Genomic DNA, 17,094 nt, shown 5'->3' with positions numbered 1-17,094 from the left:
CATGTGTTTCGAAAAGCAACATGTTTGGTAGCTTTTCGAAACACATGTGGCTTCTGGAGGCAGCTAAGAAGTGCCCGCCCGCAGGAATTCAAAGAATATATTCCCCCAACCCCGCACCCAGTCCGACAACTTTTCGCTTACCCCGGGGTAAACCAAAAAATCTCAGCAGCCCTAAACCCTCACCCTATCGTGGAGGCATAAGGTCACTGCACGACACCGCACCACCTGCCCCGGTGCAGGCCCACACGGGCCGGGGCAGATTCTTCCAGATAGGAGAAAAATCATGGAGTTTATCACCAAGTACGCACCGATCATCATCCCCCTGCTCACCGCAATCGCAGGATTGGCAACCGCATTGTTCAAGACCCGGGCTGCCCGGGCTGAAGCCAAGAAGGCTGAGGCGGGCACCAGCACCGGGGGTACCACGCAGAAGCTCAGCGTCGGCACCATCAACGGCAATGGCAATCGCGTGCACAATACCCACCAGCAGGTAGGAAACGGTTCCGCGGCCATTAGCGGCGACGGAAACCGCACTACCATCGATAACAGCCAGCACACGCACAACCACGCACCTTCCAAGGATGCGCAGGAAAGCGATGAAGATACCTGGGGCAACATCGCATTTGCTGCTTTTGGTGGTCTTCTTATCGCTGGTGCTTTCATCGTCAGCTGGCCCACCATCAGCTGGACCCTCGCAGCCTGCTGGGTCACCTGTCTCGTACTCGTCGGTTGGCAGGTAAAGTTGCTTAGCGCCAAGAGCACTAACTCCTCCGCACATGCCATTCTGAATGTGCTCTACCCTGCATCCCTGCTGGCGATTGTTGGTAGCACCTGGCTTGCTCTCCTCGGGGCGGGTAAGTACAACATGGCCACCATCTACACCTCCGTCAGCGGACACTACGAGTCTCACCCTCAGGGTGGCATAGTTGTACGTTTCATTGAGGCAGTTACTGCGTCATATGGCGCTGCAGGCTTCACCCTGATTGCGCTTAACCTGCTTACTGTCGTCTTCATGGCTGTGGCTTTGTTCCAGTGCTTCAAGTACTCGGCTAAGGCTCTGAGTGCACTCTACCGCGACATTCTTATTCGCCCCTCTATTCAGGAGGCAAGCATGAGCTTCTTCCTGGCTATTGTGAGCCTGGTAGCATGCCAGCCCGCGCTTGCTGAGCTGATTGTTTCACAGTTCAACAAGTAGCATCCAGTAATTAGATGCCGAACCGTATTCGCTCAACTTATCCACACCCCTCTCGCTGAGAAGCCACATGTGTTCGCAACACATGTGGCTTCTCGGCGGAAAGATAAGGGAATTTAGTCCAGCAGCGCGTCCACGAAAGCTTCCGGGTCAAACGGCGCCAAATCGTCCGGGCCTTCGCCCAGGCCAATGAGCTTGACGGGAACGCCCAGCTCCTCCTGGATGGCCACGACGATACCGCCCTTTGCAGTGCCGTCCAGCTTAGTCAGCACAATACCGGTCACGTCCACGATCTCGCCAAAGACCTTCGCCTGAATCATGCCGTTCTGGCCGGTCGTCGCGTCAATCACCAGAAGCACCTCAGTCACCGGGGCTTCCTTCTCAATCACACGCTTAATCTTGCCGAGCTGATCCATCAGGCCGGCCTTATTCTGCAGGCGACCCGCGGTATCTACCAGCACGGTGTCGACGCCCTCATCCTTACCAGTCTTCACGGCATCAAAGGCAACCGAAGCAGGGTCGGCCCCCTCCTTCTCAGAACGCACGGTTTTCACACCCACGCGGTCACCCCAGGTGGTCAGCTGCTCCGAAGCGGCGGCGCGGAAGGTATCGGCGGCGCCCAGAATCAGGGACTGACCGTCCGCAACCATCACGCGGGCAATCTTACCGACGGTCGTGGTCTTACCCACGCCGTTCACGCCAACGACCAGCACCACGCCGGGGTTGCCGTCGCTACCGGAGGTCTTCAGCTCGCGGTCCATGTCGGGGCCGACAATCTTCACAAGCTCCTCACGGAGCATCTTCTTCACAGCGGCAGGGTTATTCGTACCCTCAATACGCACACGCTTCTGCAGAGCCTCAACCAAACGAGTGGTCGGCTCAGAACCCAGGTCGGCCAGAAGCAGAGTCTCCTCCACCTCATCCCACACATCCTGATCGATGCGGTCACGAGACAGCAGAGAAAGCAGACCCTTACCGAGCATGTTGTTCGAGCGGGCCAGGCGGGCACGCAGACGAACCAGACGACCCGCGGAGGGGTCGGGCATCTCAATTTCAATGGAGCGAGGTGCCGAGCTGTCAGCCTCCGGCACCGACTCGCCGGAGGCAGCGGCCGCCTCCCGACGCAAAGACTGCAGGTTCGCGGTCTTCTTGGGTCGGCGCAGAACCGCGAAGAGCACACCGGCAATCACCAGCACGCCCAGCACAATCGCCCAGATTATCATCATCGTTTCATTCACACTACTAGCTTACCGGCTTGGGAGGTTTCACCGGTCAAGTTGACGCGCATGCCCAGCCCGGCCCGGAGTAGACTGGACACTATTGAAGTTTTCCAGCTGAACGCAACCGGCACCCAGGGGCGGGGCCCCGCGGCTGCATCAGCTCACACACACGAGGATGCGCATGAGGAACCCTGCCACAACACCCCCTGCCTTTGACCCTCGCACGATTAACCCAAACCGCGTGCCGACCGGTCTGAAGGTTCTCATCGTTGCCTCATTCATGATTGCGGTGGGTTTCGGCCTGGTCGCGCCGGTACTACCGAATTACGCGCAGAATTTTAACGCAACAGTCACCATGGCGACGATGGTGGTATCCGCCCTAGCTATTACGCGTCTGCTATTTGCACCGACAGCCGGCCGGATTATTACCCGTTTCGGTGAGCGCCCGGTATACACCATTGGCATGCTGATCGTGTCCCTGACCTCGTTCATGATTGCCTTCGCATGGGATTACTGGGTGCTGCTGACCGCCCGCGCGGTAGCCGGCATTGGTTCGGTCATGTTCACGGTCTCCGCAATGGGTCTGCTGGTGCGCCTCTCCCCTCCCCACATGCGCGGTCGTATTTCCGGCTATTACGCGACAGCGTTCCTGCTGGGTAACCTGCTGGGCCCGGTGATTGCGAGCGCCCTAGCTCCGTTTGGCCTGCGCGCACCGTTCATCGTGTACGGTTTCTCGCTGCTGGCTGCGGGCCTCATCGTGTGGTTCATGATGCCTTCGCAGGCAACCCTGGAGGCCGAGCGTGACGCTATCGCCGAGGCAGCGAGGCTGGCTGAGGGTAAGACCGATGCGGTGCCGTCTGTAGCTACGGGTTCTCCCGCATCCGACTCGGCCGACTCCCCGGTAGACTCCCCCGACTCCCCCGCCGAGGCTGGCACCTCCAACGATGCCGCCCAGCCCGCCTCGTCCGGGGATTCTTCGGGCAAAAGTAACCTGCCGGCGATGGCTGTTCGTGACGCCTGGAAGTTCACGAATTACCGCTCCGCCCTGGTTTCGAACTGGGCGATTGGCTGGTCAGTGTTTGGTGTTCAGTCCTCGATTATCCCCCTGGCCGCGGCGTATTTGGCAACCGGCGGTGACATGTCGAACGCCGTAGCGGGTACCCTGCTGGCCTCGTTGGCGATGGCGACGAACTCGCTGGGTAACGCGCTGACGCAGACGTTCTCGGGCCGCTTCTCGGATCGCTTTGGCCGCCGCGTCATGGCGTTCTCCGGTCTGCTATTGGCTGGTTCGGCAGTGACTTTTATGGGCTTCGCACCGGTAGCCTGGGTGTTTGTCTCGTTGACGGCGTGCCTGGGTATTGGTGCGGCGTTTATGGGCCCGTCGATTCAGGCTGCGGTGTCTGACGTGATTGGTACTCGCCGCAGCGGCGGCCAGGTGTTGGCGGTGTATCAGATGGCTAGCGATTTCGGTATGATTCTGGGCCCGCTGGTGGCCGGCCTCATCGCGGATGCGTGGGGCTTCGTCCCGGCGTTCATGTTGAGCGGTTTGCTGCTGGTGGCGGCAGCCTTCACGTGGGCGCCGTTCCGTAAGGCGCGCTGGCCGAAGGATATCGCGGACGCCGACTATACGGGCCGCTAAAGCTCCCTCTGACACATGAAAAGCCGGTGCCCGGTTCCTGCTATTGACAGGACCGGGCACCGGCTTTTTAGCATTTGATATTTAGGGGACGAGCACAATATGCCTAGTAATGAGCATATTACCCCACAGCACAATCACCCATCCTGCAGACATCAGAACGCTCAGAACCACCAGGGCTGGGCGGTACCATCGGCTCTTCGGCAGGTAGGAAGCAACCAATAGAGAGAGCGGGAACAGCGGCAGCAGAATACGCACGGTGGATGCGATTGGGAGCCAGAAGACGAAGAGGTACCCGGCGTAGCTAGCCGTCCACAACCACATCGCCGGGTGGATGAGAGTTCGGCTCAACTTACTGGAAATCCACCAGTAGAAACCCACTATCAACGCGGCAAAGAGTAGCGCAAGAACAACCTTAGGGACCGCACCCGAGAGATCTCGATAGATTTGGTTTACCCATTGAATGAAGTATTGGTGTCCATCACTAGGCTTACGGTTACTCCATCCCAGCTCCGTTGCGAGATACGCATCGTGACGTCCCGTATAAAGGGCTGCATACAAAGGATGCGCAAATGCGAAAGAGCATACCAACAAGGCACCAAGGAGATGACCGAAGCGTCCACGGAATGCTGCCCAGGCATCGGATAGTGCAGAGTGCGATGCATCCTCGATACGACGGCGACGGTAGTCGTTCACCGTACACCACAGCCACCACAGACCCACGAACGCACCCAGCGGTACACCAACCGGGCGGGAAAGCGCCGCTAGAAGTGCCACAGGCAGAAGCAATACATACCGACCCCGGAGTACACACCATACGCTCAAAGCAAGTAGCAGAGTCGAAAGAGCCTCCGCATAACCGGTTACAAAGATTGGGCTAGCCGGGCTCAACGCGTATACAGCCAAACCCCACAATGCGAGCCGGCTGCGGGATTCATCCCCCACCAACGCACGAGTATCAAAAACACCGCGAGCACGCCAGTTCAGCGAACCAATAAAGAGACGATAAAGCACCACAGCCAGCACAAATCCAGCCAGAAGGCTCACAACCAAGGAAGCGATAGGGAACCTAATGCCGAATATGTTTGATATTCCACCGCCAAGAAGAGGCTGCAGAGGGTAAAAGGCCCAGTTGTTAAAATCGACCGAACCATTGGCACGAATGGGCAACTCATGCGGATACCAGTTGGCGTAGATACGACTGTAGAAGGTGGCATCCCAAACATTCAGATACCCCGGGAAATCTATATCCAGAGGTGTCTCAGGCGTGGGATGACGCCTATGCTGGGCATAAGCTAATGCAAAAAATCCCAAGTGGAAGATACAAGCCACAGCCCAGATGAGCAGGGCAGCAATCCAGGTGCGGCGAGCGGGCAGTAGCTCAGGTCGGTTGGCGCCGGCCTCAGAGGAGGGAGAGTCTCCGCTTCCACTCTTTGTGGAGGTTCGGAGTGCTTCTAGAGTCGGTACAGGACCGGAGAGGAAGCCATAAAAAAAGTTACGTAAGTTGAAGGACGGCACGACCCGTCCATGATGTTCAGCCATGGTGTTCCGTATGTATGAATGAGTGAAATAGTTGGTGTGTTTCGGCACTACTCCCAGACTTTTTAGAGCATGTCATGGGTCACGGACCGGGGGTATGCACTGTACTTTAGGGAAATGTCCCCCATAGAATACCAGCCACTAACCCACCAGGCACGTATAACAAACTCTCCACCTGTAATCTACCCATAGATTTATGTCACAGGGCACCTGGTGGCTTGTTAAAAGACCGCAGAAAAGCCGGTGCCTGCGAGGGAGCAGACACCGGCTTCACAACCAGAGAAAACCTTTATCGGGTCACAGGCACCTTGGAGAATTCGCGCACGGTACCCTCCGGATCGCCGGAGCGAACCAGCGCTTCACCGATGAGAATCGCATCGGCGCCGGCACCCGCGTAGGCGCGCACGTCCTCGATGCCGGCAACACCGGACTCGGCGACCTTGATGACCGAGTTGGGCAGGTGCGCTGCGAGGGATGCGTAGTGTTCGTTGTTGACTTCGAGGGTCTTGAGGTTGCGCACGTTGATGCCGACGATTTTGGCGCCGATGCGCTGGGCGACCTCGATTTCTTCGGGGGTGTGGGTCTCGACGAGGGCGTTCATGCCAAGCGACTCGGTGAGCTCCAGGAACTCGCGCAGGGTCTTCTCGTCGAGGGCCGCAACGATGAGTAGCACCAGGTCAGCGCCGTGTGCGCGGGCCTCCCAAATCTGGTACTCGTCGACGGTGAAGTCCTTGCGCAGCACGGGGATGTTCACCGCGGCGCGCACAGCATCGAGGTCGGCGAGGGAGCCCTTGAAGCGGCGCTGCTCAGTAAGCACAGAGACAGCCGCCGCGCCACCTGCCTCGTAGCGCGTGGCGAGGGTTGCGGGGTCAGGAATCTCACCGAGGGCACCCTTGGAGGGCGATGCACGCTTCACCTCGGAGATAATACGCACGGTCGAGCCGTTGCCTCCGCCGGGCACCTCACCGCGCAGAGCGGCAATCGCGTCGCGGGCGGGTGCGGCGGCGAGGGCGCGCTTCTTCATCTCCTCGAGGGGAACCTGCTGTACGCGGGCGGCAAGGTCTTCGCGGACGCCGACAATGATCTCGTCGAGAACGGTGCTCATGGTGTCTCCTTGGGTTACTGGGCGGCGTTGACGGCTGCGTCTGCGTCCAGGGGTGCCAGGCCGGAGGCGGTCAGCACGGCACGCAGCGGGGCGGCGGACTTGTTGACGGTTTCAAGAGTTTCGGAGTCCGGGTTGGAGTCCATGACGAGGCCCGCACCGGCCTGAACGTAGGCGGTGCCCTCCTTGAGAACGGCGGTGCGGATGGCGATGGCCATGTCCATATTGCCGGCGAAGTCGAAGTAGCCGCACACGCCGCCGTAGACGCCTCGGCGGGTGGGTTCGTATTCGTCGATGAGCTGCATCGCGCGAGGCTTGGGTGCGCCGGAGAGAGTACCGGCGGGGAACGCGACGCGCAGCACGTCGTAGGCGCTGAACTGCGGGTCGAGTTCGGCGCTGACGGCGGAGGAAATGTGCATGATATGGCTGAAACGCTCAATGATCATGAACTGGTCAACCGAGACAGTGCCGGGCTTGGCGATGCGGGAGAGGTCGTTGCGGGCCAGGTCGACGAGCATAAGGTGCTCGGAGCGTTCCTTCTGGTCGGCGAGCAGTTCCTCGGCCAGGGCCACGTCTTCCTCGCGGGTTGCGCCGCGCGGGCGAGAACCGGCAATGGGGTGGGTGTTGGCAATGCCGTTCTTGAGGGTGACGAGCGCCTCCGGGGAAGAACCAACGATGTGGAAGGGCGTGCCGTTGCTGTCTTCGAAGTTGAAGAGGTACATGTACGGCGAGGGGTTGGACTGGCGCAACACACGGTACACGTCGAGGGGGCGGGCGTCGGTCTGCGCCTCGAAGCGGCGGGAAAGCACGAGCTGGAAAACGTCACCGTCGATGATGTTCTTCTTGGAGCGGGCGATGATGTCCTTGAAATCCTGGTCGCTCCAGGTGAGGGTGACATCCTCGCGGACCTTGCGGTTGACCTCGTCCACACCCGAGAGAATGGAGGTGGTGGCCGCGGCGCCGCGCTGCAGTCGCCGGAGCATGCTGTGCAGACGCGCAACGGCATCGTCGTAGGCGCCGTCGACGTTTTCGCTGGTGCCGTTGAAGTTAATGGCGTTGGCGACGAGCAGGACCGTGCCGTCCTGGTTGTCGTGAATGGCCATGTCAGAGACCATGTTGAGCGCGAACTCGGGCAGCTTAACGTCATCGGCGGGCGGGTTGGGCAGGTTCTCCCAGTGGCGGACAACATCCCAGCCGAGGTAGCCGACGAGACCGGAGGTGAGCGGCGGCAGGGTGGGGTCGGGCTCGGTGTAGAGCATCTGCAGGGTCTTGGCGATGGCCTCCACGGGGTCACCGTCGACGGGTGCGCCGGCGGGGGTGCGACCCTGCCAGTGAACAGCACCGTCAACGGTGGTGAGGGTTGAGCGGGAGGACGCACCGATGAATGAGTAGCGTGCCCACGAGGCAGACTCGCCCTCGGAAGAAATCGTGGCTGATTCGAGCAGGAAGGTGCCGTGGGCCGCCTCGACGGGCGCGCCCTGGTCGTCCTGGAGTACGAGGGATCGGTAGATGCCAATGGGGGTGAGCGAGTCGGCGAGGATTTTAATGTGGACGGGAATGACGCGGGTTCCGGCTGCGCGGGCGCGGAATTCTTCGCGCGAGGGGGTGATGGTACCCAAGTCCTGCATTACTGTACTCCTTTGGGGTGGGGTGACGCCGGTGGTGCCGCGATGCGTCGGGGTGGGTGGCGGGTTCTGTGTTCAGTCTACCCGCGGAGGTGTTGATTCGTGTTGGCCCGTGGCGTTGGGGGCCTGTAGCCGGACGGCGGGCGCGGCCCTCGTTGGGCCTGCCGGCTGCGGCAGGGATGATGCGGGCCGGCGCCTCCAAGCCTCAAGGGGCCGGAGGCGCCAATCCGCGAACGCCCTCAAGCCGCCGAGGGCGGCCCCACTACGGGGCGGGTGTGCCGTTAGGCGAGGTTCTTGAGGGTTGCCGCGGTCTGCAGTGCGGCGGCCGTTGCCTCATAGCCCTTGTCCTCGGTGGAGTTCTCCAGGCCAGCACGGTCCAGAGCCTGCTCCTCGTTATCGCAAGTGAGCACGCCGAAGCCGACGGGACGGCCGGTGAGCACGGAAACATCGGTCAGGCCGCTGGTTGCGCCCTGGCAGACGTACTCGAAGTGCGGGGTGCCGCCGCGGATCACGACGCCGAGCGCAACGATGGCATCGAACTTATCGGCGAGGCGGGTTGCGGCGACGGGCAACTCAAAGGTGCCCGGAACGCGCACGAGAGTGGGCTCAAGGCCGGCGTCGCGGGCGGCACGCTGCGCGCCATCAATCAGGCCGTCCATGACTCGGGTGTGCCAGCTGGCCGCAATGATAGCGAGCTTGAAGCCCTTGTAATCTTCGGGGTTGAGGGAGGTGTCTGCTGCGCCGACGCCGCTCATGGTGTTCTCCTTTGGTAGGTTGACTTGAAATAGTGGGGTGTCTGTTTTCCGGGATTCGCCGGGTTGTTAGTCTGCCGAGTTACCGACCGACCGGGTTGCTGGCCCGCTGGCCTGCCGCGTTAGGCACGCTCAAGCAGGTGATGCATTCGCTCACGCTTGGTGTGCAGGTAGTGGGCGTTCTCGACTCGGGCGGGAATCTCATCCGGAATCAGCTCGGTAACGCGCAGACCGAGGCCTTCGAGGGCCTCCTGCTTGGCGGGATTATTGGTGACCAGACGCATTTCGTGCACGCCGAGCTCCTGCAGAATCAGCGCCGCCTGCGAGTAGTCACGCATGTCGCCGTCCAGGCCGAGCGCGAGGTTCGCGTCGAGGGTGTCGAGTCCGGCATCCTGCAGCGCGTAGGCGCGGAGCTTGTTCACCAGGCCGATGCCGCGCCCCTCATGGTTACGCACGTAGACAAGGTACCCGCCGGTGCGGCCAATGATGCGCAGGCCGTTCTCCAGCTGGGGGCCGCAATCACAGCGGAAGGAGCCGAAAATATCGCCAGTCGCACACTCGGAATGGATGCGCACGGCGGGCACTCCCCCGCCCTCGTAGGGCACGGGGTTGCCATCGCGGTCGAGCGCACGGGCGCTGAGGTGCTCGGCGCCATCCGCGAAACGCCAGGCGCGCAGGCCGAACAGGCCGTTCGGGGTCGGTACGGCAACCTCCTCGGTGCTTTCAACCAGTAACGGGCTGGGGTTGGGCACCATGTCGAGGGGGCTGACGCGGTAGTTCTCGGCAAGATGCGCGGCCGTAGCGCGAGACTCAGCGCTCAGGCTCTCGGTGCCCGTCACCTGCGCGGTCACATGCTCGGCCGCGTTCATCGCGCCGCTCATGCGTTCTCCCCGGTCGAGGCATTCTGCGCCACGTACTTGATGAGGTCTTCGATAGAAATCATGGGCAGACCGTGCTCGGTGGCGAAAGCTCGCAGGGCGTCGAAACGCATCATGGAGCCATCGTCATGAACGACCTCGGCAATGACGCCCACGCCGGACAGCCCAGCTGCACGGGAAAGCTCCACAGCGGCTTCGGTGTGGCCGGGACGCTGAGCCACGCCGCCATCCACAGCACGCAACGGGAAGATGTGGCCCGGGCGGGTAATGTCCGCCGGGTTGGAGGAAGCATCGGCAAGAATCTGCACGGTGCGTGCGCGGTCCGCGGCGGAGATACCGGTGCTCACGCCGGAGGCCGCATCGCACGAGACGGTGTAGGCGGTGCCCTTGGGGTCCTCGTTGTTGGTGACCATGGGCGGCAGCTTCATCTCGTCGGCACGCTTGTTGCTCATGGGTGCGCACACCACGCCGGAGGTGTAGCGAATCATGAAGCCCATCAGTTCGGCGGTGGCGTGCTCGGCAGCGAAGATGATGTCACCCTCGTTCTCGCGGTCCTCGTCATCCACTACGACCACGGCGCGGCCGGCAGCGATAGCGTCCACCGCAGTCTGCACGCTGTCCAGAACGCTTGCGGCATCGGCGCGACGCGGCGCAACCTCCTCGGAGGAAGAAGCCTGGGGCGCGCCAGCGAAGGCGGTCAGGCGCTGCACGTATTTGGCGAGCGCATCGGTCTCAAGGTTCACACTGTCGCCAACCTTGAGCGCGCCGAGGTTGGTTGCCTTCAGAGTTTCGGGAATCAGGCCGACCTCGAACCATGCAGGGCTCTCGCCGGGAGCGGAAACCGCGGTGACGGTCAGGGACACACCAGAAACAGCGATGGAGCCCTTCTCTGCGAGCAGGGGTGCCAGCTCGGCGGGCAGGTAGAAACGCAGGGTGCTCCACGCCTCGTGGGGCGTGACGGAGGCGAGGGCGCCGACCGCATCCACGTGACCCTGCACGACGTGTCCGTCGAAGCGGCCGCCGGCGGGCAGGCAACGCTCCAGGTTGACGGTGTCTCCGGGGGTCAGGTCGCCGAGGTTGGTGCGGCGCAGGGTCTCGCCCATGGCGTAGGCGCGGAACTGACCGGGCTGCAGCTGGTCAAGGTCGATGGCGGTCAGGCAGACACCGTTGACGGCGAGCGAGCCGCCGTGCTCGAGGTCGGTGACGATATCGCCGGCGGTGAGGGTCAGGTAGGCTGCGTCGCTGCCCTCGATGGGGGTGATAGATTCTACGGTGCCGAGGGCGCCAATAATTCCGGTAAACATGTGGTTTCCTTTTCTCGCCGTCCGCCGGTTGTCGTCATTGAGGGCGACGGACGGCGATGGTTTGCTCTACGTATAACTATACGTATTTTTCGAATATTCTCAGTAGTCGGATGCGGGACGTGCCAGCATGCGAACCCGGTAGCGTTCGGTGAAGCTACCGAGCCCGCATCGCGGTGCAACAGATGACGGGTCTAAATCCAGTCTCAGCTAGTGCAACCTTGGCTAACCCAGCCGCGGTTCCGGCGCATGGCAGGCATCCAGCTTCGGCAGGGTACGCCGCTCCCCCGGTTCCTGTGCCGTTCCACGAGGTGCCGGCACCAGGTGGGTTGCGGTGTCATTGCCGAGCACGCGCACCGCCGGGAACATGCCCAGGTCGTCCAGTTGCAAGCGCGGCGCCTGAGCGAGAGTGTCCACAAGCAGACGGTACACGGCGCTCTTGCCCTGCCCCATGATCATGGGCGCACGGTACCAGACCATCTCGTCGATGAGGTCTTCACCGGCGAAGAGGCCGACCATGCCGGGGCCGCCCTCAATCATGAGGTGCCGCACCCCGCGGGTGTACAGCTCATCGAGCAGCTCGCGCGGGTCGTGGGTGAAGATCTGCAGGAAGTTCTGCGGGTCTGCCTCCACACCTTCGGGCGGGTTGAGGCCGCGAATCCTGTAGTTCTCGGGAATCTCGGTCTTGCCCATGACCACGCGCAGCGGCTGCTTCTCGAAGCGTTCCCCGTTGGCGTCGCGCGCGTCCAGGGTCGGGTCGTCCATGAGAGTGGTTCGGGTGCCAATCATGACGGCATCGGCGCGGTGGCGAATCAGGTGCCCATCAATGCGCGCGGCAGGACCGGTAATCCACTTGCTCGTGCCGTCAGCCGCCGCAATAAACCCGTCGAGCGTGGAGGCGCTCTTGGCGGTCACGAAGGGTCGGCATTCGGCGGCGGCGATGAACCAGCGCTCATTCAGCAGGTAGGATGCGTTCGCGAACTCCTCCATCGCATGCACGGTGACGCCCCGCGAGCGCAGGTAGGCGGCGCCTCCGGCGGCGTTTTCGGTGTCGTCGCTGTAGGCGTAGTAGAGTTCACTGATGCCCGCCTCGGCGACGGCGTGGGAGCAGGGGCCGGTGCGTCCGGTGTGATTGCAGGGTTCTAGGCTCACGTACATGCGGGCGCCGGTGAGGTCGGTTCCGGCGGCACGGGCGGCGGCGAGCGCGTCTGCTTCGGCGTGCGGGGTGCCTGCGCCTCGGTGGTAGCCCACGTGCAACAGGTGCCCGTGCGCATCGGTGATGACGGCTCCGACGAGCGGGTTCGCCCCGCGGATACCCTGGCGGGCGGCATCGAGGGCCAGGCTCATCGCCTCATCGTGGCTGAGTACCTGATCCGGACCCGGCAGGCTCAGGGTACGGGCGACGGGCACGCCGGCGAGGTGCCCGTACTCGGCGGCGGAGTAGTCCGCATCGTTGTGCGGCAGGTGCATGCTGGGGGCAAGCGTTGCAGGCAGGTAGCCCGTATCTTCGGGAATGTAACGCTCGTGCACGGCGCCGATGCGCTCGGGCAGGGTACCCGCCGGCCCCTGGGCTTCGTGCTGGCGGTTGATGGGGATCATAGCGTTTAGCCTTCCTTCTGCGATGCTACATTCTGCAAAACTACATTCTGCGCAGTGTTGCTCTTGGTTGCGACCTCGCATTCCGCCACGGAGTCCGCGGAGGCTAGGTCCGCCACATCCACGGTCACGTCTGGGAACTGGGTCTGCACGCGAGCCTTCTGCACCTCCAGGTTGCGGGTGCGCCACCAGACGAAGAAGCCGATCAGGGTGAAGCATCCGTAGAACACGTACATGAGGGAGGTCGCGTAATAGCCGGCGCTCCACAGTAGCGGCACACCAACCAGGTCAACGGCCACCCAGATGAGCCAAAATTCAACCCAGCCGCGCGCCATGCCGTAGGTGGCCAGCAGGGAGCCGGTGAAGATCCAGGCGTCGGACCAAACCGGCTCGTAAGAGCCGAGGGCACGAAAGACGGGGGTGAGTAGCAGGGTCCCAGCGACCATCGCGACGACGAGGCCTGCGCGTTCGGTGTTCGTTGCCCACTGCGGAATAACGGCGGCGCCCGCACTTGCGTTACCGCCGGAGGCGCGGGTTGCGCGCCAGCGGTACCAGCCCCAGATGGACACGGCGATGAACATGACCTGGCGGCCGGCCTGGCCGAGCATGGTCACGGGGTGGGGGCTACCGACGAGGGTGCCCAAAAAGACGGTGAGGAGTAGCAGATTGCCGAGGATTCCGACGGGCCATGCCCATACTTTGCGTCGCATGCCGCCCAGCGCCGATGCCAGGCCGAACGCGTTGCCGAGGACTTCGCGCACGAGGAGGGATTGGTCCCCCACGTGGATTTGTGCGTCGAAGAGCCACCGCAGAATGTCCATGATTCTTTCCTCTCGTGTGTGGACGTATTCCGGATGCGCGGGCGCGCATCTGCGGCGGCTCCGGGGAGAGGAACAGAACTCATCGGTTCCGGGCGCATCACGGGGTGGATGCGCCGGTTCCGGTGTGCGGGCAAGGTCTGCGAATCCTTCGGGATGCCACGATGGAACGCCGAATATAGCCTCCACTCGTTGTACCGCCGTGGGACACCGTTGGCGATTCCGCGAGGGGTGGGACTTGCCGTTTTCTGCTCGTGCTACCTTCCATCCAGACTGTACTGTCGGCACCGGATTTTCACCGGTTCGGCCGTCTGCCTGCTCGGGTGCTCGGTGGTTCGCTGCCGTATAAGCCGTATAAATAGCTGGACAGTGAACGCGAGTCGCTCAATGCGGGCGAAACGGTTCGCGGGCTGTGACCGCCGGTTCGGAATTTCACCGACCCCGGAGCACGATGACGCTTTTGATTATGCCACAGCGCGGACGGGGCACATATTTTCTCGCCGCCGGAATAAATTCCGTGACAAAATGACGTTTTTTGACGCTCCGTGACGGTTGACCACGCGTGATTCTGGGCTCATGGGGGAATCGGTGGCGCGGAATTTATCACGATTTAATAACGGCGGAGAGTGTCAAACAGACCAAAGTTTTGGGAGGCTATTTATGCAACCTCTACAGGGTGTTGAACGACTATCAATAACGCAATGACAAGGATTTATAACAATAAGGTTAAATTATTAGTTGAAGGTTTACTTTATGCCTGCTTTAAGGTTATTCTATCTACAGGAGCTCCCATCACCGATCATCCGGTTCCATGCGAGCATAGATTATTTTCGGACTCCTCCGAGCATTTCCTGCAAATCGCTGGCTCCTGCCATTGCGGCCCGCGCTCCGCAGGGGAATGCTTCACCATCGGAGGAGCGACCACTCCGATTCCTATCCGATGGAACCGGTATGGGAGCTTCCTTAAATCTTCCGGACGGGCATCTCGCCCCGAAGGGCATATACTCCCGTTTCTCTGCCAACGCCTACCGTGGTGCGAGACAGGGAACGCGGGAACCTTGCGGGATGGTTAATTCCCGCGCGCTCTGCATTGTCTTGTGGAGTGTGGTGTGTTTGGGTGGCGTATCTGCAGTGCCGGAGCGGATACGCCACCCGTTTTTAACCTGTAAAACCCTGCCCACCCCAAACTCAGGCGAGCTACACACGAATCCCAGCCCCATACCAATCCCATACACCCCAGGCCGAGGCGAGCTAGCCCGAGAAGGTAAACACGTAACAAGCATCTATCTCAACTAATCCGAGGGATAGGCGACCTAGAGGGCGTACCGGACACGCAAAGCGGGGGCTCCGTCCTCAAGGCGCCCCAGCGCCGCAGAGGGGGCACTCCCCCGCGAGCGGCGTCCGGTATGCACTCTCCCCAAACAACTACCCCACGGAACCCAAACCCCGCGAGCGGCGTCCGGTGTACCCTCTTAAACAACTAACCCGCAGAGGGGGGCACTCCCCCCGAGGGCATGAACCGGTATGCTCTCCTCTCACAAACGTATCCAAAACATAACGCTCCCCCATCTACAGACAGTAGATTGAGGGAGCGTTATGTCTATTTGAGGCTAGAACCTGAGGTATTAGTCCTCTACGGAGCGGAATGCTACGACCGCGTTGTGGCCGCCGAAACCGAAGGAGTTCGAGATGGCAACAATCTCACCGGCGGGCAGTTCGCGAGCCTCGGTGACAATATTCAGGTCAATCTGCGGGTCCTTGTTATCAAGGTTGATAGTGCAGGGTGCGATGCGGTGGTGCAGCGCCAGAACGGTCAGCACAGCCTCCAGGGCACCAGCACCACCGAGCAGGTGACCGGTCATCGACTTGGTTGCGGAGACAGCGATGTCCTTGGTGTGCTCACCGAAGGTTTCGTGGATTGCGGTTGCTTCGGGGAGGTCACCGGCGGGAGTGCTGGTCGCGTGGGCATTAATGTGCACCACGGTCTTGGGGTCAATGTTGCCGTCTTCAAGGGCTTCGCGCAGTGCGCGGGTTGCGCCGAGTGCAGCGGGATCGGGCGCAGTGATGTGGTAGGAGTCTGCCGAGACGCCGGTACCGGCGAGCTCTGCGTAGACGCGTGCGCCGCGAGCCTTAGCGTGCTCTTCAGACTCCAGGATGAGGGCAGCCGCACCTTCACCCATGACGAAGCCGTCGCGGTCGACGTCGTAGGGACGGGAAGCCTTCTCGGGCTCGTCGTTGCGAGAGGAGAGCGCCTGCATCTTAGCGAATGCCGCCATGGGCAGCGGGTGAATAGCCGCTTCGGAACCACCGACGATAACTACGTCGGCCTTACCGCTACGAATCATTTCGGCACCAAGCTGCATGGCTTCGGTAGAGGATGCGCATGCAGAAACAACAGTCTGAGCTGCCGCGCGTGCCTTAAGGTTCATGGAAACCGCGGCTGCATTACCGTTGGGCATGAGCATCGGCACGGTCATGGGCAGGACGCGGCGGGGACCCTTTTCACGGAGGGTATCCCAGGCGTCGAGGAGGGTCCACACACCGCCAATGCCGGTACCGAAGGCGACACCGGTACGGAGGGGATCGACTTCTTCAGCAGATTCGGCATCGGGGCCGGAGAAACCTGCATCTTCCCATGCCTCGCGGGCTGCAATGAGGGCAAGCTGTCCCGAGGGGTCGAGGCGCTTAGCTTCGACCTTGGTGAGGCGGCCGGATTCAAGGGGCTCAACGGCAAGCTGGCCGGCGATGTAGACCGGCAGGTCGTATTCCTGAACCCAGGGCTGATCAATCGTGGAGACACCGGAAACGCCCTTGGTGGCGTTTGCCCAGGTGGTGGGGACGTCGCCACCGATGGGGGTGGTTGCGCCGAGGCCGGTCACCAGCACTTTTCGAGACATTGTGGCACTTTCTCTTGGGTGGTTTTGTGGGTGGTTTATCCGGTGGTGTGTGGATAAAAACCTGTGGTCCCCGGGACGCTACGGTGCGCAGGCGCATTCGTAAGAGCCGGGGTATGCAACGGGGGGGGGGTACGATGATGCGGCGCGGACCGGTGAGAGCCCGCGCCGCGTCGGTCGCGTTACAGCTTAGGCTGCGTTTGCGATGAAGTCGACTGCGTCGCCAACGGTCTTGAGGTTCTTAACCTCTTCGTCGGGGATGGTAACTTCGAACTTCTCCTCGGCGTTCACGACGATGGTCATCATCGAGATGGAGTCGATGTCCAGGTCCTCGGTGAAGGACTTGTCCAGCTGAACGTCCTCAACCTCAACGCCGGTCTCTTCGTTAACGATCTCTGCCAGACCTGCGAGGATCTCTTCCTTGTTAGCCATTCAGGGGCTCCTTTTGTTATTTCGATGGTCGTCGCACCCACCAGGTGGGGGTACGCGTGCATTACCGAGTTTATCGTGTATACGCGGTGAACGCATGTGACAACTCGGA

Annotated in this window: 13 protein-coding genes and 1 riboswitch; of the genes, 2 read left to right on the top strand and 11 right to left on the bottom strand. The window is 61.6% G+C overall.

Translation table 11 applies throughout. The annotated features are described in order from the left end of the window. The first annotated feature begins 283 nt into the window (after positions 1–283). Positions 284–1,195 carry a hypothetical protein gene (locus JX292_RS03305; RefSeq protein ID WP_204861428.1) on the top strand — a complete coding sequence of 304 codons (912 nt, stop codon included), beginning with the start codon at positions 284–286 and terminating at the stop codon, positions 1,193–1,195. Positions 1,196–1,308: 113 nt separating this feature from the next. Here JX292_RS03305 and ftsY read toward each other — a convergent pair whose 3' ends face one another. Then, complete coding sequence (gene ftsY / locus JX292_RS03300; protein ID WP_204861427.1) at positions 1,309–2,418, bottom strand: signal recognition particle-docking protein FtsY; 1,110 nt, start codon at positions 2,416–2,418, stop codon at positions 1,309–1,311. Between the two features lie 175 nt (positions 2,419–2,593). Here ftsY and JX292_RS03295 point away from each other — a divergent pair, with 175 nt between their 5' ends. Further along, the gene (locus JX292_RS03295; RefSeq protein ID WP_204861426.1) at positions 2,594–4,051 is read left to right on the top strand and encodes an MFS transporter; all 1,458 of its coding nucleotides are present in this window, start codon (positions 2,594–2,596) and stop codon (positions 4,049–4,051) included. Between the two features lie 81 nt (positions 4,052–4,132). Here JX292_RS03295 and JX292_RS03290 read toward each other — a convergent pair whose 3' ends face one another. From JX292_RS03290 to JX292_RS03245, 10 genes are all read right to left on the bottom strand, one after another. Continuing rightward, complete coding sequence (locus tag JX292_RS03290) at positions 4,133–5,590, bottom strand: hypothetical protein (RefSeq protein ID WP_204861424.1); 1,458 nt, start codon at positions 5,588–5,590, stop codon at positions 4,133–4,135. Between the two features lie 286 nt (positions 5,591–5,876). Then, complete coding sequence (gene trpC, locus JX292_RS03285; RefSeq protein WP_204861415.1) at positions 5,877–6,692, bottom strand: indole-3-glycerol phosphate synthase TrpC; 816 nt, start codon at positions 6,690–6,692, stop codon at positions 5,877–5,879. A gap of 14 nt (positions 6,693–6,706) precedes the next feature. Further along, on the bottom strand, positions 6,707–8,317 hold the full coding sequence (locus JX292_RS03280) for an anthranilate synthase component I (protein ID WP_204861414.1): 1,611 nt from the start codon (positions 8,315–8,317) through the stop codon (positions 6,707–6,709). A gap of 278 nt (positions 8,318–8,595) precedes the next feature. Then, positions 8,596–9,069, bottom strand: a complete 474-nt coding sequence (gene ribH, locus JX292_RS03275; protein ID WP_204861412.1) for a 6,7-dimethyl-8-ribityllumazine synthase — start codon at positions 9,067–9,069, stop codon at positions 8,596–8,598. A gap of 119 nt (positions 9,070–9,188) precedes the next feature. Continuing rightward, positions 9,189–9,947 (bottom strand): GTP cyclohydrolase II, encoded by a 759-nt coding sequence (locus tag JX292_RS03270; RefSeq protein ID WP_239653613.1) that lies wholly within the window; start codon positions 9,945–9,947, stop codon positions 9,189–9,191. After that, positions 9,944–11,248 carry a 3,4-dihydroxy-2-butanone-4-phosphate synthase gene (gene ribB, locus JX292_RS03265; protein ID WP_204861411.1) on the bottom strand — a complete coding sequence of 435 codons (1,305 nt, stop codon included), beginning with the start codon at positions 11,246–11,248 and terminating at the stop codon, positions 9,944–9,946. The genes JX292_RS03270 and ribB overlap by 4 nt, the downstream gene beginning before the upstream one ends. Before the next feature lie 222 nt (positions 11,249–11,470). Continuing rightward, on the bottom strand, positions 11,471–12,715 hold the full coding sequence (gene ribD, locus JX292_RS03260) for a bifunctional diaminohydroxyphosphoribosylaminopyrimidine deaminase/5-amino-6-(5-phosphoribosylamino)uracil reductase RibD (RefSeq protein ID WP_239653632.1): 1,245 nt from the start codon (positions 12,713–12,715) through the stop codon (positions 11,471–11,473). 134 nt (positions 12,716–12,849) lie between these two features. Continuing rightward, positions 12,850–13,662 (bottom strand): nicotinamide riboside transporter PnuC, encoded by an 813-nt coding sequence (pnuC, locus tag JX292_RS03255; protein WP_239653612.1) that lies wholly within the window; start codon positions 13,660–13,662, stop codon positions 12,850–12,852. 247 nt (positions 13,663–13,909) lie between these two features. After that, positions 13,910–14,113, bottom strand: a riboswitch (FMN riboswitch). Between the two features lie 1,171 nt (positions 14,114–15,284). Beyond that, positions 15,285–16,556 carry a beta-ketoacyl-ACP synthase II gene (fabF, locus tag JX292_RS03250; RefSeq protein WP_204861410.1) on the bottom strand — a complete coding sequence of 424 codons (1,272 nt, stop codon included), beginning with the start codon at positions 16,554–16,556 and terminating at the stop codon, positions 15,285–15,287. 186 nt (positions 16,557–16,742) lie between these two features. Beyond that, the gene (locus JX292_RS03245) at positions 16,743–16,985 is read right to left on the bottom strand and encodes an acyl carrier protein (RefSeq protein ID WP_049334085.1); all 243 of its coding nucleotides are present in this window, start codon (positions 16,983–16,985) and stop codon (positions 16,743–16,745) included. Positions 16,986–17,094: the final 109 nt, after the last annotated feature.

The organism is Rothia mucilaginosa (genome assembly GCF_901875305.1).
Lineage (GTDB): Bacteria > Actinomycetota > Actinomycetes > Actinomycetales > Micrococcaceae > Rothia.
The sequence above is the reverse complement of the archived record's forward strand: the minus strand, read 5'-3'. Positions and strand labels throughout refer to the sequence as shown.